The 25,151-nt window shown below is 64.3% G+C and carries 19 protein-coding genes and 1 pseudogene; 6 read left to right on the top strand and 14 right to left on the bottom strand.

Translation table 11 applies throughout. The features are described 5' to 3' along the window. The first annotated feature begins 381 nt into the window (after positions 1 to 381). Both mtlD and EGJ09_RS00555 read left to right on the top strand, forming a co-directional pair. Positions 382 to 2,514: a bifunctional mannitol-1-phosphate dehydrogenase/phosphatase gene (mtlD, locus tag EGJ09_RS00560; protein WP_119688787.1), complete on the top strand. Its 2,133-nt coding sequence runs from the start codon at positions 382 to 384 to the stop codon at positions 2,512 to 2,514. A 199-nt stretch (positions 2,515 to 2,713) separates the two neighbouring features. Further along, positions 2,714 to 3,838 (top strand): mechanosensitive ion channel family protein, encoded by a 1,125-nt coding sequence (locus tag EGJ09_RS00555; RefSeq protein ID WP_046785533.1) that lies wholly within the window; start codon positions 2,714 to 2,716, stop codon positions 3,836 to 3,838. Between the two features lie 24 nt (positions 3,839 to 3,862). Here the strand turns inward: EGJ09_RS00555 and EGJ09_RS00550 are convergent, their stop codons facing one another. Beyond that, on the bottom strand, positions 3,863 to 4,243 hold the full coding sequence (locus EGJ09_RS00550) for a termination factor Rho (RefSeq protein ID WP_115275117.1): 381 nt from the start codon (positions 4,241 to 4,243) through the stop codon (positions 3,863 to 3,865). A gap of 215 nt (positions 4,244 to 4,458) precedes the next feature. Between EGJ09_RS00550 and EGJ09_RS00545 the strand changes: the two genes are divergently transcribed. The 3 genes from EGJ09_RS00545 to EGJ09_RS00535 are packed head-to-tail and all read left to right on the top strand — an operon-like array spanning position 4,459 to position 9,568. Beyond that, positions 4,459 to 5,934 carry an MFS transporter gene (locus EGJ09_RS00545; protein ID WP_125922900.1) on the top strand — a complete coding sequence of 492 codons (1,476 nt, stop codon included), beginning with the start codon at positions 4,459 to 4,461 and terminating at the stop codon, positions 5,932 to 5,934. Positions 5,935 to 5,950: 16 nt separating this feature from the next. Then, a complete protein-coding gene (locus EGJ09_RS00540; protein ID WP_046785535.1) occupies positions 5,951 to 7,804 on the top strand; it encodes an ABC transporter ATP-binding protein in 1,854 nt (617 codons plus the stop codon). A 3-nt stretch (positions 7,805 to 7,807) separates the two neighbouring features. Next, positions 7,808 to 9,568: a S8/S53 family peptidase gene (locus EGJ09_RS00535; RefSeq protein ID WP_125922899.1), complete on the top strand. Its 1,761-nt coding sequence runs from the start codon at positions 7,808 to 7,810 to the stop codon at positions 9,566 to 9,568. A 34-nt stretch (positions 9,569 to 9,602) separates the two neighbouring features. Here the strand turns inward: EGJ09_RS00535 and EGJ09_RS26670 are convergent. From EGJ09_RS26670 to EGJ09_RS00470, 13 genes and pseudogenes are all read right to left on the bottom strand, one after another. Next, positions 9,603 to 9,743, bottom strand: a pseudogene (locus EGJ09_RS26670) (DUF6021 family protein); the annotation flags it as partial. Positions 9,744 to 10,040: 297 nt separating this feature from the next. Further along, the gene (locus EGJ09_RS00525) at positions 10,041 to 10,823 is read right to left on the bottom strand and encodes a cyclase family protein (RefSeq protein ID WP_115275122.1); all 783 of its coding nucleotides are present in this window, start codon (positions 10,821 to 10,823) and stop codon (positions 10,041 to 10,043) included. Beyond that, complete coding sequence (locus tag EGJ09_RS00520) at positions 10,820 to 11,803, bottom strand: NAD-dependent epimerase/dehydratase family protein (RefSeq protein ID WP_125922897.1); 984 nt, start codon at positions 11,801 to 11,803, stop codon at positions 10,820 to 10,822. Before EGJ09_RS00520 ends, EGJ09_RS00525 begins: the two co-directional genes overlap by 4 nt. Beyond that, positions 11,794 to 12,786, bottom strand: coding sequence for a fumarylacetoacetate hydrolase family protein (locus EGJ09_RS00515; protein WP_125922896.1), 993 nt, complete (start codon positions 12,784 to 12,786; stop codon positions 11,794 to 11,796). The genes EGJ09_RS00520 and EGJ09_RS00515 overlap by 10 nt, the downstream gene beginning before the upstream one ends. Then, on the bottom strand, positions 12,783 to 13,355 hold the full coding sequence (locus EGJ09_RS00510; RefSeq protein ID WP_046785541.1) for a cupin domain-containing protein: 573 nt from the start codon (positions 13,353 to 13,355) through the stop codon (positions 12,783 to 12,785). The genes EGJ09_RS00515 and EGJ09_RS00510 overlap by 4 nt, the downstream gene beginning before the upstream one ends. A gap of 70 nt (positions 13,356 to 13,425) precedes the next feature. Continuing rightward, complete coding sequence (locus EGJ09_RS00505) at positions 13,426 to 14,616, bottom strand: MFS transporter (RefSeq protein WP_125922895.1); 1,191 nt, start codon at positions 14,614 to 14,616, stop codon at positions 13,426 to 13,428. Further along, complete coding sequence (locus EGJ09_RS00500; protein WP_125922894.1) at positions 14,606 to 17,104, bottom strand: RND family transporter; 2,499 nt, start codon at positions 17,102 to 17,104, stop codon at positions 14,606 to 14,608. Before EGJ09_RS00500 ends, EGJ09_RS00505 begins: the two co-directional genes overlap by 11 nt. Positions 17,105 to 17,107: 3 nt before the next feature. Beyond that, positions 17,108 to 18,169: a YCF48-related protein gene (locus EGJ09_RS00495; RefSeq protein WP_125922893.1), complete on the bottom strand. Its 1,062-nt coding sequence runs from the start codon at positions 18,167 to 18,169 to the stop codon at positions 17,108 to 17,110. Positions 18,170 to 18,223: 54 nt separating this feature from the next. After that, entirely contained in the window at positions 18,224 to 19,591 is a 1,368-nt protein-coding gene (locus tag EGJ09_RS00490; RefSeq protein ID WP_046785546.1) for a DUF1329 domain-containing protein, read from the bottom strand. 14 nt (positions 19,592 to 19,605) lie between these two features. After that, on the bottom strand, positions 19,606 to 21,276 hold the full coding sequence (locus EGJ09_RS00485) for a DUF1302 domain-containing protein (RefSeq protein WP_046785547.1): 1,671 nt from the start codon (positions 21,274 to 21,276) through the stop codon (positions 19,606 to 19,608). 84 nt (positions 21,277 to 21,360) lie between these two features. Continuing rightward, a complete protein-coding gene (locus EGJ09_RS00480; protein WP_125922892.1) occupies positions 21,361 to 22,485 on the bottom strand; it encodes an FAD-dependent oxidoreductase in 1,125 nt (374 codons plus the stop codon). A 140-nt stretch (positions 22,486 to 22,625) separates the two neighbouring features. Further along, positions 22,626 to 22,964: a Rieske (2Fe-2S) protein gene (locus EGJ09_RS00475; RefSeq protein WP_371928057.1), complete on the bottom strand. Its 339-nt coding sequence runs from the start codon at positions 22,962 to 22,964 to the stop codon at positions 22,626 to 22,628. Positions 22,965 to 22,976: 12 nt separating this feature from the next. Further along, a complete protein-coding gene (locus tag EGJ09_RS00470) occupies positions 22,977 to 23,918 on the bottom strand; it encodes a VOC family protein (RefSeq protein ID WP_125922890.1) in 942 nt (313 codons plus the stop codon). A 279-nt stretch (positions 23,919 to 24,197) separates the two neighbouring features. Between EGJ09_RS00470 and EGJ09_RS00465 the strand changes: the two genes are divergently transcribed. Next, positions 24,198 to 25,136, top strand: a complete 939-nt coding sequence (locus EGJ09_RS00465) for a LysR family transcriptional regulator (RefSeq protein ID WP_046785551.1) — start codon at positions 24,198 to 24,200, stop codon at positions 25,134 to 25,136. The last annotated feature ends 15 nt before the right edge of the window (positions 25,137 to 25,151 follow it).

Raw genomic sequence — 25,151 nt, 5'->3', positions numbered from 1 at the left:
GTTCCCTACTGGGCCCTTGCCGGTTGCATGTCACTGCGCATCCGTGCAAGGGTAAAAAAGGAATCCCAGTTACAAACAAAGGAAGCGAAGTACCCCATGCCAGGAATCACACGTATCCATCGCTATTTGCGCTCACTGTCTGCAAACCGATCTGCAGCCAGTGGGCGTGAAGTCAAACAAGGCGCCCGAGCTGCCTCGAAGCTCGCAGACATCCTCTGCACTCCCCGCTCTGTCCCCCCTTATTTCTACGTCGCGCCGGTGCGCGGCCCTGTCGATCGCATGCCCCCTACCTGACAGCTCAAGCAGCGGTTTTTTCGCAATGCTCGCTTGTACCCGTCTGCAAGCCGAGATGAATCACGATTCACCAAGGGGCAATACCGAATGATCTTTTTTCAGGGCAAACGCATTTTCAGTGCCATCTTCGATATGGATGGCACCATGTTCGATACCGAGCGCCTGCGCTTCAAGACGTTGAAACAAGCGTCGCTGGAAATTGCCGGCAAGGCGCTGAGCGAGCAAACATTGATCGGCTCGCTGGGCCTGAGCGCGAAGAAAGCCGAGGCCCTCGCCAAGGCCCACAACGGTGACGGCTTCCCGTACGCCCAGATCCGCCAGCGCGCCGATGAGCTTGAGCTGGAGTACGTGCGCAATCACGGCGTACCGATCAAGGCCGGCTTGCTGGAAGTGCTGGAAAGGCTACGCAAGTCTGGCCTGACCATGGCGGTCGCCACCTCCAGCCGCCGCGCCATCGCCGAGGAGTACCTGATCAATGCCAATGTACTCAAGTATTTCGACATCACCGTGTGTGGCGACGAAGTCAGCCAAGGCAAGCCCCACCCCGAAATCTTCCTGCGCGCCGCCACCGCACTCAATTGCGAGCCGAGCCAGTGCTTCATGGTCGAAGACTCGGAAAACGGCATGCTTTCGGCCATCCGTGCCGAAGGCCAGGCGATCCTGATCGAAGACATCAAGCCGCCGGCCGCTGAAGTCAAAGCGGGCGCGCTGAAAGCCTACCGCAGCATGAATGAATTCCTCGCCGACTTGAGCGAGTGCGTGCCTGACTTGGGCATGCCGCAGCTTGAAGAGCCCTTTCCAGCGTCACTGAACCAGTTCCGTGTCGGCATTCACGGGTTCGGCGCCATCGGCGGCGGTTACCTGACCCAGGTGTTTTCCCATTGGGACGGCTACACCCGGCCATGTGAAATCATCGCCGCCACCCGTTCGCGCATGCTGCGCGAGACCGTTTCTGCGTTTGGCCGTTACAGCGTGCGTTACGGCGCCACCTCGTTCGACCAGACCATCGAAAATGTGCGCATGATCGACATGGACGATGCCGAGGCGGTGATCGACATGTACAACGCGGCAGAAATCATCGGCCTGAGCCTGCCGGAGCAGGCCATCCGCAAACAGGCCAAGGTGATTGCCCAAGGCTTGCTGCGACGCTTCGAGCGCCGGGGCCGTGACCTGACCATCCTGATCGTGCTGAACAAGATCGGTGGCGCCGCGTTCGTGCGCCTGCATGTGCAAGCGGAGCTGGAATTGCTGTGCACGCCGGACATCACCCAACAGATCCTGCAAAAGACCCATTTCGCTGAAACGGTGGTCAGCCGCATCGTGTCCAAGCTCAGCAACGAGGCGTTGGTCCGCCAGTTGCGCATCAAGTCGCAAATGTTCCAGAACAGCCTCGACGACGAGCCTGCACCGGCCAGCAAACCATCCGCGCCGGTACCTGAATACGAGCGCTTGATCTGCCGATTCCGGCCTTTCGCGCAGTCCAGCAACGCGATGAGCCAGTTGCACCTGATCCTGTTCAACAGCGAGCCGGACATGCCGTTGTATGTGGAGCGCGGCAGTGACCTGCTGGAGCGTCTGCGCCAGGTGAAAACGGTCGCCGACATCGCCCAGATCCAGGTCATCAAGAACCGCTTGTGGAACGGCCCTCACGCCATCATTGCCTGGTATGCAAGCCTGCTGGGCTATGACTGGGTTGGCCAGGCCATGGGCGACGACCGGGTCAGTGAACTGGCCGAGCGCCTGATCGGCCAGGAAGTCGCGCCAGCACTGGTGGCTGAGAATGCCGACATGGCAGAGGCGGTGCGCGATTTTGCCAGCACCTTCCTGGAGCGCTGCAAAACGTCGTTCAAAGACCCTTGCGCCCGTGTGGGGCGCGACCCACTGCGCAAGCTTCAGCGCAACGAGCGCATCCTGAGCAGCATCGACCTTGCCCACAAGCACGGCATCGAAACCCCCGGCCTGGCTTTCGGGGCTGCACTTGGCATTCACTATGCGTTGCGCTGCAAAGACAGCAAGGACCTGGAAGCGCAGACCATCAAGCGGCTTTACCAGGACAATGGCGAAAGCGTCGAGGCTGTGCTTACCCACAAGGGCGATTACAACGGCAAGCCTTACCCGGGGTTGGACCCGGTTGGCGACGCGGCGCTGATCGAGGCCATTGCAGGGAATTTCAGGCAGTTGCAGCAGGAGCAGGATTCGGTGATGTACGCGGCGCAGTGAGGCCTGGTTCGTCGTGATATGCAGACGCCCTTGAGAGCGAGCGCCGCCCGCGCGGCGCTCGCTCTCAAGGGCGTCGAAGCGCTCAAGGCATGCAAAGGCCGAGAAAAACCCAAAATCCGATCGACCTCTCACGCCCTGTCGGCGTCCGATGAACTGCACGTGCGAATTCACTCAAGGGCAACCAGGAGGCCAATCGCTCATGAACGATCGCATCATCGAATTTTTCACCGACACCACCGTGTTCGGTATTTCCATCCTCAACCTGCTGCTGGCGCTGGCTGTCGCCGCCCTGACCTTCCTGGCCACCCGGGCGGCCATCAGTTTTTTGCTCAGGCGGGTGCAACGCTGGTCCGAGCATGACGGCGCACTGAGCCAGGTAATGGCCAAAGTGCTGTCCGGAACCAGCAACTTCCTGCTGTTCCTTGCCTCTGTACTGGTAGGCCTGAGCATGCTCGACCTGCCCGAGCGCTGGCTGAGCCGGGTGGGCAGCCTCTGGTTCGTGGTGGCGGCGCTGCAGATCGGCTTGTGGGTCAACCGCGCCATCGGCCTGGGCCTTAACCGTTACTTCGCCCGGCACAGCACCGCGGGCCTGAATCAGGGCAGCGCCCTGGCCACCCTGGCGGGGTGGGGCGCACGGGTGCTGCTGTGGTCGGTGGTACTGCTGGCCATGCTGTCGAACCTGGGCGTGAACATCACCGCCTTCGTCGCAAGCCTGGGCGTGGGCGGCATTGCCGTTGCGCTTGCCGTGCAGAACATCCTCGGCGACCTGTTCGCCTCGCTGGCGATTGCCGTGGACAAGCCGTTCGAGGTGGGCGACTTCATCGTCATCGGCGCACTGGCCGGCACCGTCGAGCAGGTCGGGCTGAAGACCACGCGCATCCGCAGTTTGGGCGGTGAGCAGATCGTCATGGCCAACGCCAGCATGATCAGCAGCACCATCCAGAACTACAAGCGCCTGCAGGAGCGGCGCATCGTCTTTGAGTTCGGCCTGTCGTACGACACCCCGACCGAAGCAGTGAAAAAAGCCCCGGCCATTGTCGAAGAAGCGATCAAGGCACAAGAGCAGGCGCGTTTCGACCGCGCCCACTTGCGCGGTTTCGGCAAGGAGGCGCTGGAGTTCGAATGCGTCTACATCGTCAAGGACCCAGGCTACAACCTCTACATGGACATCCAGCAGGCCATCAACTTCCGCCTGCTCGAACGGTTCTCCAGAATCGGCGCAAAATTCGCGGTACCGGTGCGGGCGATCAAGGTCACAGCGCTGCCGCAAGGGGCCGATGCCCTGGGCCAGGGCATCGAGGGGCGGGGCTTCAAGGAGGCCTGAGCGGCACTTGGGCCCTGGCCGTTTTCAACCGTGCCTGCGCAGGGCATCGACCAATTGGGCCTTGGTCATGCTGGAGCGGCCCTTGATGTCCTTGCTGCGGGCCTCCTTCATCAGGCTTTCCTTGGTCTGGGTCTGCAGGGACGAGCCTGATGCGCGGGCATGGCCCTGACGGGTTTTGGCCGCACGCCTGGCGGAATCAGAACGCGCGGTGCTCTTTTCGCCGGGCGTGGTCTTCTTGCCTGAGCCCCCAGCTTTCTCGCCACCTCCGGACTGCTTGTTGACGGTAGCCCATGCGCGAGCCTCGGCCTCATCCTTGGAGACCCCCTTATGCTCATAGCTTTCTTCTATGTGCTCAGCCTTGCGCTTTTGCTTTTCGGTGTATTTGTCCTTGTCTCCACGTGGCATGACATTGACTCCTCTGTGGATGGAATACCGGGCTCCAGGCACAACCTTGAGACCCATTGATTTTGAGGGAGTGGGGCCGTGAATGTTCACCGTGGCATGCCAAACTGGGCTGATGGCCTGCCCCGAGCGAAACGAATCAAACTTTTATCCGCCTATGGGCTCTTCTGAAAGACGCTGACTCAACAGCCCTGCCCCGTCAGCCAACAGGACGTGCCATGACGACCCACGCCTTGCAGCAACCAGCCGGCGCTTCTGTGCAGGAGCGCTTCTACAGCACCGACATTCCGGCCCGCCTCGACCGGCTGCCGTGGACGCGTTTTCACACCTTGCTGGTCATGGCGCTGGGCATCACCTGGCTGCTCGACGGCCTTGAGGTGACTTTGGCCGGCTCGGTGTCGGGCGCCCTCAAGGCCAGCCCGACGCTGGCAATGACGAATATCCAGATCGGCCTGGCAGGCGCAGCCTACATCGCCGGGGCCGTACTGGGTGCATTGCTGTTCGGCTGGCTCACCGACCGCCTGGGGCGGCGCAAGCTGTTCTTCATCACGCTGTTGCTGTACATCGGCGCAACGGCGGCCACGGCGTTCGCCTGGGACCTGTGGAGCTTTCTGCTGTTTCGCTTGCTCACCGGGGCCGGCATCGGCGGGGAGTACACCGCCATCAATTCGACCATCCAGGAATTCACCCCGGCGCGCTACCGCGGCTGGGTCGACCTGACCATAAACGGTACGTTCTGGATCGGTGCAGCGTTGGGTGCAGTGGGCGCAGTGGTTTTGCTCGACCCAGCGGTGCTGGGCGGCGAACTGGGCTGGCGGCTGTGTTTCGGCATCGGCGCGGCACTCGGCTTGCTGATCCTGCTGATGCGCCTGTGGATACCGGAAAGCCCACGCTGGTTGATGGTTCACAATCAGCCGGAAGAGGCCGAGCGCATCGTCGCCGCCATCGAGCGCCATTACCACCAGCGCGGCATCCCCATCCCCCCGCTGCAAAGCCCGGCCCTGCGCCTGCGCGCACGCGATCACACGCCCCTGCGCGAGGTGTTCCACAGCCTCTTCGTGGTGCACCGGCGGCGGGCACTGGTCGGGCTGACACTGCTGAGCGCCCAGGCCTTTTTCTACAACGCGATCTTTTTCACCTATGCACTGGTGCTGACCGACTTCTACAACGTGCCGCCTGCCCAGGTAGGCTGGTACATCCTGCCGTTCGCCCTGGGCAATTTCTGCGGGCCGTTGCTGCTAGGCCGGCTGTTCGACGTGGTCGGGCGGCGCATCATGATCAGCTCGACCTACCTGCTTTCCGGGGTATTGTTGGCCGGCAGCGGTTACTTGTTCCAGCAGCAACTGATCGATGTGACCGAGCAGACGATTGCCTGGATGGTGATTTTCTTTTTTGCCTCGGCAGCCGCCAGTTCGGCCTACCTTACCGTGGCAGAAACCTTCCCCCTGGAAATCCGCGCGCTGGCCATTGCCGTATTCTATGCATTCGGCACAGGGCTTGGCGGCCTGATCGGCCCGACCTTGTTCGGCGCGCTGATCGAGACCGGCGAGCGCCTGAATGTCCTGTACGGCTACCTGATCGGCGCGGCGTTGATGATCATCGCGGCACTGGCCCAGGCGCTGTGGGGCGTGGCGGCAGAACGACGGCCACTTGAACACGTGGCCAGACCCCTGTCGCAAGTGAGCGACACCTGACCCATTCGGAGACCTTATGCTGCGCGCCTTTGAACGACGGCTCGACCCTTTCCCACCCGACGAGGCTCCACCACCCCCGGTTGGCCTGCTGCGCTTCCTGTGGGCCTGCACGCGAGGCGCGCGTGGCTATGTGCTTGCGCTTGCGCTGCTCAGCGCCGGGGTGTCGATCTATGAAGCCTGGCTGTTTTCCTTTCTGGGGCAGGTCGTCGACCTGCTTTCGGCCTGGCAGGCGGGCGGCGCAGCCGATGGGCAGGAAACCCGGGTGTTGTGGGGCATCGCCATCGTATTGCTGACCAGCATAGGCCTGGTGGCGCTGCGCACGATGGTGCAGCACCAGGTACTGGCAATCAACCTGCCGCTGCGGCTGCGGTGGGACTTCCATCGGCTGATGCTGCGTCAGAGCCTTTCGTTCTTCTCTGACGAGTTCTCCGGCCGGGTCACCACCAAAGTGATGCAGACGGCCCTGGCGGTGCGCGAGGTGTTGTTCACCATCATCGAGATCGCACCGGGCATCGGCGTGTATTTCATCGCGATCATCGCCCTGGCCGGCGGCTTCGACCTCAAGCTGATGCTGCCTTTCATTGCCTGGGTCGCGTTGTTCGGGCTGGCCATGCTGTACTTCGTGCCGCGCCTGGGGCAAGTGGGGCAGGAGCAGGCCCACGCGCGTTCGTCGATGACCGGGCGAGTGTCGGACGCCTACACCAACATCACTACGGTGAAGCTGTTCTCGCACTCCAAGCGTGAAGCGCACTTTGCGCGGGCGGCCATGGAAGACTTCAAGCTCACCGGTTTTCGCCAGATGCGGCTGGTCAGCCAGTTCGAGATCGTCAACCAGGCGCTGGTGGTCGGCCTGATCGCTGGCGCTGGCGGCTATGCCCTATGGCTCTGGCACCAGGGCGAAGTGGGCACGGGCGCCGTTGCGGCGATTACCGCCATGGCACTGCGGGTCAACGGCATGTCGCACTGGATCATGTGGCAGATGACCTCGCTGTTCGAGAACATCGGCACCGTGCAGGATGGCATGGAAACCCTCACGCGCGGCCCGAAGGTGCAGGATGCACCGAACGCCGGGGTGCTCAAGACCACTGGCGGCGCAGTGGACTTCGACAATGTCAGCTTCAACTACAATGGCGAACGTCAGGTGCTCGATGGCCTGACGCTGCACATTCGCCCCGGTGAAAAAGTCGGCCTGGTGGGCCGTTCCGGCGCGGGCAAGTCCACACTGATCAACCTGCTGCTGCGTTTTTACGACGTCGACAGCGGCGAAATACGCATCGATGGGCAGAACATTGCCAAGGTCACCCAGGACAGCCTGCGCAGCGCCATCGGCATGGTCACCCAGGACACCTCCCTGCTGCACCGCTCCATCCGCGACAACATCGCCTACGGCCGCCCCGATGCGACCGAGCAACAGATACGCCGCGCCGCAGCCAACGCCCAGGCCGACGCATTCATCGAGCAGCTCAGCGACCGGCAAGGCCACAGCGGCTATGACACCTTGGTGGGTGAACGCGGCATCAAGCTTTCAGGCGGGCAGCGCCAACGCATCGCCATCGCCCGGGTCATGCTCAAGAACGCCCCGATCCTGCTGCTCGATGAAGCCACCAGCGCGCTGGATTCGGAAGTCGAGGTCGCCATCCAGGAAAGCCTCAATGAAATGATGGAGGGCAAGACGGTCATCGCCATCGCCCACCGGCTGTCGACGATCGCCGCCATGGACCGGCTTATCGTCATGGACGAGGGGCGCATCATAGAACAGGGAACCCACAGCGAACTGCTCGCCAGGAACGGCACCTATGCCAGGCTGTGGCAGCACCAGAGCGGTGGCTTCCTGGGTGAGGATCAGGGCGTGGCCGAGGCCATGGAGTAAGCCATGGGCCGTTCACGCATTGCCCTTGCCCTGGCACTGGCTGTCAGCACCGCTGCGTTCGCCGAGCAGCCGTTGCGTCTGCAACAGCTCAAACGCTGCGGCGACTTGCTGAACAGCCAGCAGCAAACCTGGTGCCTGCGCGTGCAGGGGCTTGGCCAGGCCACACCGCAACTGCTGCTCAGCGGCCAAGCAGTGGCCCCGGAGCGTGTCCAGCGCCAGGGTGATACCTTGCGCCTGCAACTGGACGGCACGGCCGTGCAAAGCGGCCCGCTGTGGTTGCAGGACGGCCCGCGTGCCAGCAATGCCGCCTGGCTTACCCTGCGCAACAACCATGTGCTGGCCGCAGGGCCCAAGGAAGTGGCCAGGAACATGGATGGCCTGACCACCTATGTCGATCTGGTCAGCGTGCTGATAGAAGAGGACCACGACGGCCGCCAGGAAGCCGAACGTTTGGCGCGCAAATACGGGGCCAAGGTGGTGGGCAGCATCGCTCCTCTGAACCTGTATCAGTTGCGCCTGCCCGCCCAGGACCTGGTACAGCGTGACGCGCTGGTGTTACGGCTGGGCGGTGAAACCAGCGTGGACGCGGTGGTGGTGGAGGAATCGGCAGCCGAAGAGGCAGAACACGCCGCCCCCAAGGCGCCGGGGGCCAGCAAGCCTGCGCAAGGCTCGGACGAATGGGCTGCCAACCGCTTTCTCGATGCAGTGCACTACTACCAGCGGCGCATCCCGGGCCGCCAGGTGCCGGTGCTGCCCACTCCGGTTCGGGTCGGGGTGATCGAACGCAATGTCGACTTCGATACCGCAGATTTCGCCGATTACCTGGGCGCCTGCGACGGGCACCGCACCTGCGTGTATGCCCAGGATGCCAGCAAGCCGGACAACCACGGCACAACCGTCGCCGGCATTCTCGCCGCCGGCTGGGATGACGGGGGCAACACCGGCTTCCTGCGGGGGCTGGACAAGGCGGCAGGTGGTTTCGAGGTGATTGTCGAACGCAACTCCGATGCCGGTATCACCGCCAACATCGCCGCATCGGTGAACCTGGTCGAGGACGGCGTGCGCGTACTCAACTGGAGCTGGGGCATTCACCGCGTCGGTGCGCGCAACGTGCAAGGCGATGAGGTGGATTCCCTGCTGCGCTCCGGGATTGCCATGGGCGGCTATGAAGAGCTGCTCGAGGAGTTCTTTCTCTGGCTGCGCAAGGCCCATCCGGATGTGGTCGTGGTCAACTCGGCCGGCAACGGCGCCTCGTTCTCGGGCACCGACGAGTATCGCCTGCCCTCCTCCTTCATCACCGAACAACTGCTCGTGGTGGGCGGCCATCAACGTAGCGGGCAGGCTTCTGTCCCTGTCGAGTCACCGAACTACGCCGTCAAGCGCAGCACCTCGAATGTAGACATGCGCGTCGACATCACCGCCGCAGCCTGCGCCCACGCCTCGACCCGCCAGGCAGGCCAGCCCGGCGCGGTGCATTGCGGCACGTCCTATGCCACCCCGATGGTCACAGGCCTTGTGGCCGCGATGCTGTCGATCAACCCGCAGTTGCAGCCCGAGCAGCTACGCATGCTGCTGCGCCGCAGCGCCATGACCATTGGCGGCAATCACGACTTCGAGCGAGAGGACGCCGAAGACCTCACCGCACCGATCCTGCCCTCCGAGCGCAACTTTCAGTTGCATGACCGGGACGTGGGGCGTTCTGCGCGGCTGGACATGCAAAAAGCCCTGGAGCTTTCGGTACAAAGCCGTGAGCGGGTGCGCTGAGCATCACCCAGCACATCCGCGCTCACGGCCTCGATCATGTTGCCTTTTTCTCCACATCCCTGGGCGGCTTGGCCGGCCCTTGGGGATCGACCTGCGGGTCGTCCAGATCCGGTGAGTCCGGGTCAAAGCCCAGGTCATCCTCGGTGTCGGCGTGTTCGGACGAGTGCGGCCCCTTGCCTCGCGCGGTTTGCTGCGCGGTGGAATCATGCGCCGTACCGCTTGAGCCGTCTGGCCGACGGGCATCGTTGTCCCGCTCTACTTCACCTTGGCCCTTTGCCTGGCCTGCTTTTTCAGGCGCTAGCGTGCTTTGCGTCTTCATTGCCCCTCCTCAACCTTTGGCGTGATGCAGCGCTGGCTGCCCCACCGGGGCAACCGCTGCTGTAACAGAGGAAGCCTGGACGCCCGATAAAGTTCACCTCGCCATCGTTGTGCCAGGATGGGCGGCCAGCTCGGCGGCTGGCCGCCAGCCTTGCTAATCGAAGATGGCCACTGCTCGAACGAACCCGGCGGATGCCTGGCGGATCTTGTAGGGGAAGCAACTGACCATGAAGCCATAGGCCGGAAGCTGCTCCAGGTTGGCCAGTTTCTCCATCTGCCCATACCCGATGTCGCGGCCAGCCTTGTGGCCTTCCCAGATGATCGACGCATCGCCCGTGGCGCTGAAACGTTCACGGGTGTACTTGAACGGTGCATCCCAGCTCCAGGCATCGGTGCCGACCACCCTTACCCCCCGCTCCAACAGGTAAAGCGTCGCTTCGCGGCCCATGCCAACCCCGGCTTCGAGGTAGCCGGGCTGGCCAAACAGGCTGCCTGCGCGGGTATTGACCAGCACGATGTCCAGCGGCTGCAGTTGATGGCCGATGCGAGCCAGTTCGGCCTCCACCTGCGCCGCCGTCACCACGTGGCCGTCCGGCAAGTGGCGAAAATCCAGCTTCACACCCGGCTGCAGGCACCACTCCAAAGGCAGCTCATCGATGCCGAACGCCCGCTCGCCGCCATTGGTGGTGGACGCATAATGCCAGGGCGCATCCATGTGCGTACCGCTGTGGGTGGTGATCTGCAGCCGTTCAGCTGCCCACGACTCATCGCCCGGCAGGTCTTCCTTGCGCAGGCCAGGGAACATCGCGGCCATTTCCGGCCAGCCCTGCTGGTGGTCCATGTAGTCGATCTTTGGCAGCAAAGGCGGTGGGTCGGTGTAGGGGTTGTTGTCCAGGGTTACAGAAAGGTCCAGCAAGCGACGCTTGTTCACGTTCATGCACACATTCCTTTACGGGTTGCCGCAATGCTGCGGCGCGGTGGCAGATCAAGGGCGTTGCGCAGCAGGCCAAGCACTGAGCCGTCATGGCAGAAGCCCAGCTTGCGGGCCTGGGTTGTGCGCAAGGGTGGATAACGACCGAACAGCGCTTCGAGCTGTGGCTCGGGATCGAAGCTGATGCATGCATGGTTCTCGTCGCCAAGGCAGGCCTGCAGCCCGGCAAGCACCTGGGCGATCGACAAGTGCAGCACGGGCAACTGCCAGATCCGCCCGTAGCCCGGGTCTTGCAGTTCGGCGGCATGCAGCAGGTTGTCCACGCAACAGCGCGCCGACATCCACCAGGCGCTTGCTTGAGCCGAGACCGGGCAGGTATAGGGTTCGCCGGCCGCATAGGCGTGCAACAAGTCGCTCATGAACGCCGAGCGCAGCCCGTTCGGCTCGCGCGGGCGGGCGACGATGCCGGGCAGGCGCAGCGCGCGGCCGTCCACCTCGCCGCGCCGCGCCAGGTCCTGCAGTGCGATTTCCACCATGCGTTTGTGGGCCGCATAGGACAGTTGCGGCGAGGCCGGCTGGTCTTCATCCATGCGCTGGGGCAGATCGCCGCCATACACCGCAACGCTGCTGGCGTACACCAGCACTGGCGGTTGCCGGGCATTGCGCAACTGGTCGAGCAGCTCCAGGCTGCCCTGCAGATTCACCTGGTAACCCAGCTCGTACTGCGCCTCTGCGGCGCCCCCGGGCAGACTGGCCAGGTGGAACACCACATCCACACCATCGGCCAGCGCCCGGCGCAACAAGGCAGGGTCGGTGACACTGCCGTAATGGCGCCGTAGCCGCGCATCGTCGGGCAACCCGTCCAGTTGCTGGTCCAGCACCAGCAATGCCTGGATGCGCTGCCCGCGCAGCGTCCCCGCCTCCAGCAGGCGCCCTACCAGCTGGCGACCGACGAAGCCATTGGCCCCGCTGACCATCACGCGCATTGCCAACCTCCCGGCACCACACGCTGCTCGATGGCGCCGAACAGCACCTCGCCTGAGGTATCCCGTGCCTCCATCCGCACGCGGTCGCCGAAGCGCATGAAGGCCGTGCGCGGTGCACCGTGGGCGATGGTTTCAATGGCACGGCGCTCAGCGATGCACGCCGACCCTACGGAACGGTCCGCGTTGGACACGGTACCCGAGCCGATCAAGGTGCCGGCGCTAAGGCGCCGGGTCAGCGCCGCGTGAGCGATCAGTTGGTGGAACCCGAAATGCATGGCTCCGCCATGGGGGTGGCCAAACCACTCGCCGTTCCACTCCACGTTCAACGGCAGGTGCACACGACCGTCGCGCCAGGCGTCGCCGAGTTCGTCCGGGGTAACCGCCACCGGAGCAAAGCTGCTGGCGGGCTTGGCCTGGACAAAGCCGAAGCCGGTCTTCATTTCCCTGGGCGCCAGTGCACGCAAGCTGACGTCGTTGAGTTGCAGCACCAGACGCACATGCTGCAAGGCCCGGTCCGGCGGGCAGCCCATGGGCACGTCATCGACCAGCACCGCGAACTCGCCCTCGAAATCGATGCCGTGGGCCTCGCTGGGCAAGGGAATGTCGGCCCGCGGCCCAAGAAAGTCGTCGCTGGCCCCCTGATAGATCAACGGTATGTGCTCGACGCCATCGATGGGGTCCAGGTTGAAGGCCTTCTGCATCAGCTCGCCGTGGCTGAGGAAGGATGAAGCGTCCAGCCACTGCCTGGCCTGGGGCAGCGGCGCGGCGAGCAGTGCCAGGTCAAGGTCGAACGCACCCGGGGCCTGCCCGGCGTTGAGCTGCTCATACAATTGCTGCAGGTCGCCCTCGACCTGCGCCCAGTCGTCCAGGGCAGCCTGCAGCGTAGCGGCGATGCTGCTGGCCTCCACCGCCCGCTCCAGGTTGCGGGCAACCACCAGCAGGCGGCCAGCGCGGCTACCGTCATTGAGTGTGGCGAGCTTCATGGCAGCACCTCCTTGAGCTGCTCGGCGTAACGACCGTCAAGCAGGATGAACACCATGCGCGCCATCTGCGCGGTGCGGTTGCTCCAGGCATGATTGGTGCCGCGCTGCACGACGATGTCACCCCGCTTGAGGTGTACCTCGTCGCCGTCCAGCACCAGCCACACCTCACCTTCAGTGACGATCCCGTAATCCAGGGTTTCTGTGCGGTGCATCAGTTTGTGCTTTGAATCAGCGTTGCCCGTGCCGGCATGCGCTTCGCCGATTTCGGCGAAGGCGGCCGCCGCCTGCTCAGCGCTGACCTGGTTCTGCAGGCTGTCCGGCGGGATATCCACCACGCGGATCACACTGCCCAACGGGCCGGGGCTCAATTGCAGGGGCCGGGCGGTCGGGTCGTCGCCGTTATCCAGCAGCGCCGGGCTGCCGGCACTGTTCCACACTTCGTAGAACACCGTGCCAGGCACCGCCTTCAGCGCAAAGTCATGCGCCGTAGGGCCACAACTGGCCACTACCGCCTGCCCTTGGGAGTCGTGGCCGGTGACGACGCGTTTGAAGGTTGCAAGTGACTGCATGCTGTCTCCTGTCAATTACCGTGGCCGGTGCCAGGGGCGGCACCTGGGCCTGTGTTGGAAAGCTGATCGTTCACAGCGCCCCCACTGCGCCCGCCGCGCGGGCGCGACGCAACAGCAGCAGGCACAGCGGCGCCAGGATCAGTTGGCTGAGGGCAACCAGTAGCAGCGCCTGGGGCAGATGCGGCGCCGCGCCGCCGGTCAGCGCAAGCACCAGCAAAGGGCTGATGAATTCACCGGCAAAAATCGCTGCGGTGAAGCCGCCCGTGGCCCGGCCGCGCTGGTCGAAACCGACGTGCTGCATGACCTGGCTGATCAGGGTGGGCAGCAACAGGCCCACGCCCAGGCCATTGACCATTACGGCCAACACCACCATTGCGTGGCTGGTGGAAAGCGCCATCAGCCCGCCGCCAAGCCCCGCCGTGGCAAACCCCAGCGCCAGCAGGCGGCCAGCAGGCTGGCGGGCCAGCAAACGGAAGGCCAGTGCGCCGGCCAGCACGCCGAGCTGGTTGGCGCCCATGGTCAGGCCCACCTGCTGGGGCGCATCCACCTGCAGCAGTTGCAGCAGGTAACCAACCTGCACCGGTACGATGAACAGGCTCACACCTGCCAGGCCGGTCAGCAGGTAGATCGGCGCCAAGGCGGCCCAGGGAAAGCGTGAAGCCTGGGCGTGTTGAGGTTCGACACAGCGGGCCTGAGGCTCCCACAACAGCAAGGCCATCAGCGGCAGGCACAACACGCCGACTGCATACAGCGCGAACGGCGTACGCCAGCTGTCCTCGCCCAGTGCCCCGCCCAGCCCCATGAACAGGGCGGCTGACAGCGAAGTGGCGACCATTTGCAGGGCAAACAGGCGCTCCCGGCGCTGGCCATCGAAGTAGTCACCCATCAATGTGGTGCAGCAGGTCATGATCCCGGCTTCGGCCAGGCCAATGCCGGCGCGGCTGGCGATGATCAGGCCAAGTGAATCCAGCCACAGCGGCAGCACCCCGCAGACGCTGTAAAGCAGCATGCTGGCGAGCAGCAAAGCCCGTCGGCCGACACGGTCCGCCAGCATCCCGGCCCATGGTGCCGCCAACGCAATCACCAGCGCAGGCAGCGTCAGCACGACCGGTACCAGCACCGCGACGCCGGGCGTCTCGGTGAAATGCATCTGCATGCGTGGCAGCACAGGCGCGATCAGCACTGCCCCCAGCACCGGCAGGCAGCTGCCGAACAGCAATAGCAGCGCCTGAACACTGCCGGCGATACGTTCAGCGGCCATGGCTCACCTCCTCCAGCGAATGAAGCTTCGCCTGGCGCGGGGTGAGTTCAGCGCCTGCCAGGCACTGTTGCGACAAAGGCTCACGAGCAGGCAACACCGGATCCGCCTGCGAACGCACCTGGCCTTGCGGCAGCAGGAAGTAGGCCAGTGCCGGCAGCAGGACCAGTGCCCCGACCATGTTCCACACGAACATGAAGGCCAGCAGCACGCCCATGTCTGCCTGGAACTTGATCGGCGAGAAGATCCAGGTGCCCACCGCAATGGCCAGGGTCACGCCAGTCAGCATCACCACCTTGCCGGTGAACAGCAGCGCGCGGTAATACGCCTGGGAAAGGCTCGCCCCCTGTCGCAGCTGGGCCAGCACGATGCTCATCACATAGAGCGCGTAGTCCACTCCGATGCCGACGCCGAGCGCGATCACAGGCAAGGTCGCTACCTTCACGCCGATGCCCAACGCCACCATCAACGCTTCGCAAAGGATCGAGGTGAGCACCAGCGGCACCACCGCGCAAAGCACCGCACGCCAGGAGCGGAAGGTCACCAGGCAAAGCAGGATGACGGCCCCGTAAACCCACCAGAGCATGTCGCGGTTGGCCTGTTTCACCACCTGGTTGGTGGCGGCCTCGATGCCGGCGCTGCCGGCAGCGAGCAGGAAGGTGGCCTGTTCGCTGTCGTTGTCGCGGGCAAAGGTCTGCACGCTGTCCACCACCCGCGCAAGCGTGTCGGCCTTGTGGTCAGTGAGGTAGGCATAGAGCGTGAGCAGGCTGCAGTCATCGTTGTACAGCCCGCGCGGGGCGTTGGCGGTGACCATGTTCAGGGTCGCCTGGTTGTTCACCAGCTCGTACCACTTCGGGCTGCCTTCAGACAGGCCAACCAGTACCCTGCGGTTGAGCAGCGCCAGTGAGTTGGTCGAGTCCACGCCCGGCAGGCCGCGCAACTGCCAGTCAAGGTCGTCCACACGCTTGAGGGTATCGTAGGCCGAGCAGCCGCCGGCTGGCGTGCGCACCATCACCGCAAACACGTCACTGCTGGCACCGTAATGCTCGGTGATGAAGGCGTTGTCGCGGTTGTAACGCGAGTCCGCACGCAGCTCGGGGGCGCCAGCATCCAGGTCACCGACCTTCAGGTGCAGGCTCACGGCGAATCCGCCAGCGGCCATCAGTACCGCCAGTGCAATGCACCACGCCGCCCAGCGGCGCCGGGTGAAGTGGTCCAGCAGGCGCCACATCGCGTGCTTCTGCGCCCCGCTTGCCTCCGCCTCTTCGGCGCGCAGGCTACGGCGCGCACCTCGGGCGCTGACGCCGACATAGGAAAGCAGCACCGGCAGCAGGATCAGGTTGGTGAAGATCAGCACCGCCACGCCGAGGCTGGCGATGACGGCAAGGTCCTGGATCACCTGGATACGGATGATCATCAGCACCGCAAAACCCACTGCATCACACAACAGCGCAGTGAGCCCGGCCAGGAACAGCCGGCGGAAGGTGAAGCGCGCCGCCACCAGGCGGTGCATGCCGCGGCCGATGTCCTGCATGATGCCGTTCATCTTCTGTGCGCCATGGCTCATGCCGATGGCGAACACCAGAAACGGCACCAGCACCGAGTACGGGTCCAGTTCGTATCCCAGCACCGGCAGCAGGCCCATTTGCCAGATCACTGCCACCAGTGAGCAGGTCACCACCAGCGCCGTACTGCGCGCACATCGGGTGTACCAATAGAGCACGACAGCCGTGATGGCGATGGCGGCGGCGAAGAACAGCAGGATCTGCCTCAGCCCATCGATCAGATCGCCCACCACCTTGGCGAAGCCGGTGATGTGAATCTGCACACCCTGCTGCTGGAAGCGTTCACGCAGGGTTTCCAGTTCGCTGGCGAAGGCGGTGTAGTCAAGCGCCTTGCCGTCCGGCGTCGTTTCCAGCAGCGGCACGTAGACGATGCTCGAACGCTGGTCGAAGGCCACCAACTGGCCGATCTCGTTGGAGCGTTCGACGTTGCGCTTGAGCGCTTCGAGGCTCGCGAGGCCGCCGTCATAGCCGTCGGGGATCACCGGGCCGCCTTCCAGGCCCTCCTCGGTCACCCCGGCCCAGCGGGTGGAGGGGGTCCAAAGCGACTTCATCGCCGCACGGTCGACGCCCGGCAGCAGGTACACCGCGTCGTTGAGCTGCTGCAGGCTGTGCAGATAGTCCTTGTCGTAGATGCTGCCACTGGGGTTGGCCACAGCGATACGCACCGCGTTGCCCAGGCCGGCAAGTTCCTGGCGGTGTTCCAGGTAGTTGTGGACGAATGGGTGATCGCGCGCAATCGTCTTCTCGAAGCTGGCGTTGAGCGTCAGGCGCGTGGCCTGCCAGCCAAGCAGCAAGGTCGCGGCCAGGCACAACAGCAGGACCAGCGCCCGGTGGTTGAACAGTGCACGCTCCAGCAGCGACCCGGACATGTTGTCGAAGTCATCGAGACGGCCGCTGCAAGGCGCGGGCGGATTCATGGCATGCATGGCTCAGTCCTTCGTGGAAGAGGAAGAAGAAGGTGCCAGGCGGCGTGCACCGGCCATGCCGACGGCGACGATGGCACCGTCGGCGGCAGTGGTGGCGGCAGTCAGTGGCAGGCCATCGGAGACCGGCAAGGGATGCGCGGCAAAGGCGCTGAGGCTGCTGCGCAGCAGCATCCCGGCCTGGTTGGCCAGCAACACGTGATCACCGGCGACGCGGATGCCATTGAGCGAAGCAGGAATCGGGTTGGCCAACGCCTGGAAACTGGCACCGCCGTCATCGGAGGCAAACAACGAACCGCGCAACCCGCCGACCAGCAGCCGCCCGTTGGGCAGCACGCTGGCAGCGAAGTAGCTCCCGTCATAAGGGCCTTGCAAAGCCTCGAAATGAGCACCGCCATCGCGCGAACGCAGCAGCAGGCCCTGTTCGCCGGCGACATACACGTCAGCGCCCTGACGTGCCAAGGCATACAGGTGCAGGCCGCGGCGGTTGGGCAACAGGCCCATGCCGGACTGCCAGCTGCGCCCGCCGTCGGCCGTGATCATGGCCAGGCCGTAGGCGCCCACGACCAGGCCGTGCTGCGCATCGGCAAAGCTCAGCGCCAGCAACGGCTTGTCGGCACCGTCGGCCAGCAGCCGTTGTGCCGCGGCCAAACGGCGCTCATCAGCAGATGCCTCGGCTGCCTGCAACTCCAGCGCAGCGGCGCGCTTGCCGTCGAGCTGCAAAGTCCAGTGCTCGCCGCCATCCTCGCTGCGCAGCACTACGCCGGCGTGGCCAACCGCCCAGCCGTTGCGCTCGTCGACGAACTGCACCGCGGTCAGGCTGACACTCACCGGCACGGTCTTGGCCTGGCGCCAGGCCTGGCCGTTGTCATCCGAGAGCAGCACCACGCCACGTTCGCCCACCGACACCAGGCGCGTGCCGGCACGGGCCACATCCTGCAACACCGCTCGCAAGGCCTGGGGGCCCTGCACTGCGGGCTGCGAGAGCACATCCACGCTACCGCCGGCGTAGGCCGGGGGCAGCGCGCAACAGGCGGCCAGCAGCCAGCCATGGAGCATCTTGTTCATCGCACGCAACCTTTTGTTCTTGTAGTCGATACAGCCCAGGTGCAATGCGCCTGCTCAGCGCACGCCCTCACCCGCCATGGCATCGGCGGTGAATACCGAGTCCTTGTAGGGCGGCACGATGCGGTACTGCTCCTGCTTGCCGGCAAACAGATCGCCGGCAAACCACGCGCCGGACAGCAGGTCATAGAAGCCGTTGGTCAGGGTCACCACGCCAGGCAGGTCAGGCAGTACCACCGGCGAGGTCCAGACCACTTTGGCCAACTGGTTGCGTGCGTCGTATCGCTCACCCAGCACCGCCGCCCAGGTGTCTTCATCGAGGTAGTAGGTGCTCTTGGGCATCACGTGACGCTGGCCCTCCTTGAGCGTCGCCTCCACCACCCACACCCGATGCAGTTCCCAGCGGATGGCTTGTGGCTTGAGGTGATGCGGGTCGAGCAGCGCTTCGGCGTTGGCGGCGGTAAACACCTTGTTGGCGTTGTAGGGGATGTACATCTCTTTCTTGCCCACCAGCTTCCAGTCGAAGCGGTCCAGGCGGCCGTTGAACACGTACAGTTCGTCGAAACTCATCACCCCCGCTGTAGCTGGGGTCGGCGTGTCGCAGCAGGCATTGGGCAGGCGGCGCACGCGGCGCTGACCAGGCAGGTAGGTCCACACCGCCGCTTTATCGGCATTGAGGTTTTCAAGGCCGGTGATGGCCTCGCCCGCCCGCAATGGCGGCCCATCGTTGGTCATGCGGATGGACCAGAACACACCTTTGTCACCACTGCCCCCAGGCAGATACCAGGGCATCTGCAAATCGGCGCGCGAATCGTTGGTCAGCACGTGCTTGCCGTCGGCGGTGGTCAGGTACTGGTTGAAGCTGGCGTGCCACGAGGCCCCGCGCCAGCGCAGCAGGTGGTTCCACATGGCTTCTACGCCATTGCCCGGGATCGGGAACGGAATGCCCCCGGAGGCGCCTTCGGGCATGGCGCCGGCAGGGCCGTCCACCAACTTGCCGCTGGTGGCGTTGGCAAAGGTTGCGTCATACACCGATTGCGGTGCGGCAGCGCTGCGGTGGGTCGGGTACACGTCCAACCGGTAGCTGTCGGGGTACTTCTTGAGCATCGCCTGGATGCCTGGGGTCAGCTTGTCAGCGTACTGCGTCATGTTCTGCGCAGTGATGGTCAGCAGCGGCTTGTCAGCGGCGAACGGGTCGCCACGCTTGCCGCCGTCCTTGTAAGCGGCGTCGACCTGGGTGTAACCGCCGGTCCAGGCGGGGATACTGCCGTCGGCATTGCCGGCACGCTCGCCGCCCAATGGGGTCAGTGTGGTCTTGAGCGTTGCCGCCTGCTCGGGGGACACCGCAGCAAAAGCGCCGTGGGCGAGCAGCAGCGAGGCACTCAGGGCAGTGAACAGGGAAACGACTTTATTGTTGTGTTTCATCGGGTAGTCCTCGGTCAGAAGGTACGGCTGACGGTGAAGGCGATGAAGTCGCGGTCTTTGAGCGACTGTTCGAAGGTGTAGTTGTTGTCGGCATCGAGGAAGGTGTTTTCCGGGCCGTAGTAATGCGTGTAGGTCAGGCCAAGGCTCCAGGTATTGAGATAGTTGCCCTTCAGGCCGATGTTCAGGTCGCCGCCATGGTCGGTGCCAAAGCCGGTACCCAAGGCCATCGAGGCACCGTTGGTGTAGCTCGCCCCGATCGGCACCGAGAGGTCCAGGCCTGGGTAGATCTGCCGGTACATCGGTTCGAAGACCAGGCGCAGGCTGGTGGCGTCACGGTCGGCGTTGGGGTCGACGGCGTCGGCGTTCTTGCTCACGCTCATCACCCGGTTCCAGGCAATCTCGCCCAGGAAAGTAGACTCGGCGGCAATGAAGTTAGGCTCCAGGCTCGCCAGCCAGGAGACGTTGGCATGCAGCGTGCGGCCGGTGGCGTAGACCGGGTTGTCGTCGTTGTCGATCACCTCGCCCGTCGCCAGTGCATGCTGGTTGGTCGAGGCCAGTGGCTGGTTCCAACGGGTGGAAAGCTCGCCAGCGACGTTGAAGTTGCCCAGGGTGGTGGAAAAACTGGCGCCCAGTGCCTCGATGCCCTCGGGGTACACCCAGTAGAACTCGCCGGCCTTGCCACTGACCGGGTCGAGGTTGGCGAAGTCGGGGCGTACGTTGAGCTGCGGTGACTTGTCGTGGAAGCGAATGGCATAGAGCCCCCAGTCCACGGTCTCGGTGCGCCAACGCAACTGCACACCGCCCTGCCCCGAGTCTTTGGCTTCCTTGTCGTTGCCATGATAGAAGGCCAGTGGCTGGCCACCAGGGAACACCGGCGCGCCAACGAACATGCGCTCTGCGCCGTCCCCAAAGAAGTCGTCGTTGGAGAAATAGCTACCGGCTGCCGGCAGGCGGTTGGCCTCCCACTCGAACTGGTAGTAGGCGCCCAGGGAAACATCCGGCGTCAGCTGCAACTGCCCGGAAATCTGCTGCACCGGGCGGATCAGCTCCTTGAACTGGGTGTTGGGCACCGACAGGCCCTTGACCACATCCACCGGCGCCATGCCTCCGGCGATGCCGTTCATGCCGTAGAACAGGCTCTCGCCCCACTGCATGGCGTAACGGCCCAGGCGGCCAGACACCGGCAGCTCACCGATCTCGGCCTTGCCAAAGATGAACGCATCGAGCAGCTCGCCCTTGCGCCCGTGCAAGGTGCGGGTGTCATCGGTGAACTCGTCGAAATCTACCGAATAGCTGTTGGCGCGGCTGGGGTCGCCATTGTCGGTACCTTGGTTGTAGACATCGTCATACCAGGCCGCGCCACTGACCCGGGCGCCGACGTTGCCGTAGGTCACATCCAGCTCTGACAGCAGGTCCAGGCGGTTGGAAATCAGGCCTTTGTCGAAGTTGCGGTCACCATCATCCAGGTTCAGTGCCGTCTGCCCCTCGGTGAGTTTGCTGCTGGCATCCTGGGTGCGCCAGGCGGCGCTGTACTTGAGGGTATTGTCCCAGCGTACCCTCAGGTCCGGGTTGCCAGTATCGAATTGCAGCGCCTGGGCCTGGCTGGCCGCCAGCGCGAAAATCGCCAGGGTGAGGGGTTTGAGCGGCGGCAACGGCCGGGCGGTTGCACCTTTACGAGTCAACATCGTGGTTTCCTCTTTCTTGTTCTTGTGTCGGTGTTGGCATGCGTCGCGGCGCGCCAGCAAGGCAGGGTGCGCCGGGCACAGGTATCAGATCGGCCGGGCCGTGACCTCCAGCATCTGCTTGACCAGGCCGATGCGGTCAAAGGACGGGGCACGCTGGACCTCTTTCTCGCCCGCCAGCAGCGACATGTCGCTGATGAACTTGCAGCGCTCGAAACGGCGGCCCATGAAGCACTGCAACTGCTCGTCCAGGCTGCCGCCGGCGGTCAGCGCTTCGGCCAGCACCACGGCATCTTCGATGGCCATGCCCGCACCCTGCCCCAGGTGCGGTGTGGTGGCATGGGCCGCATCGCCAATCAGCAGCACGCGGCCGCGGTACCAGGGCTCGTCGACGAACACCGCCTCCAGTGGCTTGTAGACGACCTCTGCGCTGTCACGGATCTGTTCGCGCAGCTCACCGATCAACCCGCCAAACCCCGCCAGGCGCTGGCGCAGGCCAGCAGCAAGCCCGGCCGGGTCCATCCACGGGTTGCCCGGTTCGTGGGAGGTGGTGAACAGGTACATCAGGTTGTCGGCCAGCGGCACCAGCCCAGCATTGCCCGAGGGGCCCTGGTAATTGGCCAGGTGGTCGATACCGGCTGCGCGCGGGAAGTTGTGGCGCCACACCGACTGGCCGGTGAATTGCGGCTGGTAGGCATCACCGAACAGCAAACCACGGATCTTCGAGTACAGGCCATCGGCACCGACCACCAACGCATAGCGCCCCTGGCGGCCATCGCTGAACAGCACGTCCACACCAGTGGCATCCTGCTCGAAGCTCTCCACAGAGGTGCCCAGGCGCACTTGGGTACCGAGTTCGATGGCGGTTTCGCTCAGCACCTTGTGCAAGGCACGGCGAGAGATACCGACGTTGGCCGGGTACTGCGGGCCGGCCAGGCGCTGCCCCGGAATACGCGCCAGCTGGTGGCCTTCAGTGGTGTAGATGGCTACGTCCTCGAAGGCGTAGGCCGCGCTCAGGTAGGCATCGAGCACCCCCAGGCGGTGCATCTCGCGCACCACGTTGCTCTGCTGGATGATGCCGACGCCGTAGACGGTCCACTCGGTCTTGAGTTCGACCAGGTCGACCGCCATCCCCTTGCGGCGCAGCGCGATGGCGGCGCACAGCCCGCCAATCCCGCCGCCCACGATCAGTACGTTGCTCACAGTATTCATGGCATCCCTCACGTCTTGTTCTTGTTGTTCGCCGCAGCGTGGGCGGCGGGCATTTCCTGTGCCTTGGGCACAGCTTCCCGGCAGCGCCGGGCTTTGACCAATCGAGTCCTGGGATGCGACCTATCACGCGGCGCGATACCTCAGGGGTGCAACTGTTGCAGCGGCACTACCAGCCAGCCGTCCACCTCGCGGTGATCAAGCGCCTGCAGCGCATCGCCACGGCAAGGGCCGTGAACGCAGGTGCCATCGTCAGGCCGAAAGCGTGCGCCATGGGCGTAGCAGACCACCCACTGGCCATCGGCACTGAGGAAGCGGTCCTTGCGGTACTCCAGCGGTACCAGCAGGTGCGGACACAGGTTGCGGTAAACACGCACAACGCCGCGGTGCCGCAGGGCGAACAGGCTGTCTGCCCCCCTGCCCTGCGGGTCGAAGCCGCGTGCCTTGCCCTCGCCCAGTTCCGCGAGCGGGCACAGCGCCACGCAAGGCACAGCTCAGGGCTGCTTTGGCGGTGGGCCACCGGGCGCCCACTTCTCCCGCGAAGCGAAAAGGAACAGCTGCGAGTTGTCGGCCGACATCGGTGCCTGGCGCGCCGCCCACTCATCGTCATGCTTGTCCATGTCGGCGTCGTACTCGATGTGGCAGCCCAGCGGGCTGTTGAAGTACCAGAACCAGTTCGAGCCCAGCAGGTGACGGCCCGGGCCCCAGAAACTGGTCCAGCCCTTTTGCTGGAAGCGATTGCCGGCCAGCAGCACTTCCGTGCCGCTGCCCATATGGAAGGTGAAATGCTCGCAGCCCTGCATGTGTGGCGGCGTCTGGATCATGAACAGGCAGTGGTGATCGTCCATGCCAGCGGTGCGCATGAACGGGCCGACGCCGATGAAGCTGTCAGTGGTGACGAAGCCCAGGCGGTCGCGATAGAAGGCTTCGCCTTTGGCCGCATCGGGCACGAAGTACACCACATGAGACAAGGTGCGCGGCTGCGCTGGCATGTCCAGCGTGATGCCCAACTGGTTGAGGGGGCGCTGCGGCGCGCTACCGGGAGCGTTGGTGAGGTCGGCCGGCGCCTGGAAGCTGCGTCTGCAGGAGACCTGAAAGGCGATGGCAAAGCCCAGGTCGTCGACACTGTGCAGCACACCCTGCTCGTCACGGCGCACCTCGCGGTCGCGCCCCAGCTCGTCGGCGATGGCCTCAAGGTCCTGCGTCGCTGCCACGCCATAAACGGTTTCACGCAGCGATGGGGCCGGGCCCAGCGCCGGCGGCAGGTGGGGGTCATCGCCGTGACGGATGATGATCGCAGTGCCGTCGAGCGCTTCGAAACGGCCACCGTCGGCATCCAGTTGTACGGCTGTAAGGCCGTAATCACGCAGGCAATCGGCGCAGGCCTGGATATCGTCGACGCCGAATACCAGTGCGTCGAGTCCAAGAATGTTCATGGCTACCACTCCATTGAAATTGTTGTTCGGTGCCAGCCAGGGTCACCGGTAGCAGGTCGGCGCGGCGGGCAGGCCGCTCGACTGGAGGGCAGATTGCTGGCTGATCGGCCAGGCTGACCAATCGCGAGTCAGGATGCGAGGCATCGGTAATCGCGATACCTGTGCGCAAGCCCATGGCGCCTGGCGCTGGCTCGGCTGGACAGCGGATAGGCCTTGACGTATCGGCAATGCGGCGGGAAGGTATCGCGAAAATAACTACAAGAACCGTGAGCTATCACCATGCGCTTTCACCACCTGGATCTGAACCTGCTGGTCGCACTGGATGTCCTGCTCGAGGAGCAGAACATCACCCGTGCCGCTGAACGCCTGCACATGACGCAATCGGCCACCAGCGGGGTGCTGGGCCGCTTGAGAACGTTTTTCGAGGACGAACTGCTGGTGCAGGTCGGCCGCAAGATGCAGCCCACACCCTATGCACTGGAGCTGGCCCAGCCGGTGCGCGAGGTGCTGCTGACCATCCGCTCCTCGATTACCGCCAAGCCGGTGTTCGACCCCTCGAGCAGCAAACGGCACCTGCGCCTGGTGACCTCGGACTACCTGATCAGCGTGCTGTTCGCCCAGGTCATCCAGAAAATCCACCTTCAGGCGCCGCACATCACCTTCGAAATGATCAGCCCCGGTGACAACAGCGCCGAGCTTTTGATGCGCGGCGAAGTCGACATGATGATCGTGCCCGAGCGTTACCTCATCGATGGCCACCCGTCGCAGCTGTTGTTCGAGGAAGACCACGTGTGCGTGGTCTGGCGCGACAATCCGCAGGTCGGCGAGAGCCTGACGCTGGAGCAGTACATGCAGATGGGGCATATCTCGGTGGGCTTTGGCCGTAACCGGCACCTGAGCATCGAGGACTGGTTCATGAACCAGTACGGCTTCAACCGCCGCCTGGAAGTGATTACCAACGACTTCAACACCCTGCCGCAGCTGCTGGTAGGCACCCCCCGCGTGGCCACCATGCACCGGCGCCTGGCGCAGCTGTATGCCCGCTACCTGCCCCTGCGCATCCTGCCGCCACCGGTGAAGATCCCGGTGATGCGCGAATTCATGCTCTGGCACCGCAGCATGGAGGGTGATCCCATGCACCGCTGGTTGCGTGAACGCATCAGCGACTTCATTCAGCACGTCGACCAGCAACCCGACGCCCTGCTCGCCAGCGCCTGAGCGGCAGCCATCGCC

Origin of the sequence: Pseudomonas sp. p106, assembly GCF_003936645.1 — a bacterium.
Lineage (GTDB): Bacteria > Pseudomonadota > Gammaproteobacteria > Pseudomonadales > Pseudomonadaceae > Aquipseudomonas > Aquipseudomonas putida_E.
This window is presented reverse-complemented; position numbering and strand designations above follow the sequence as displayed.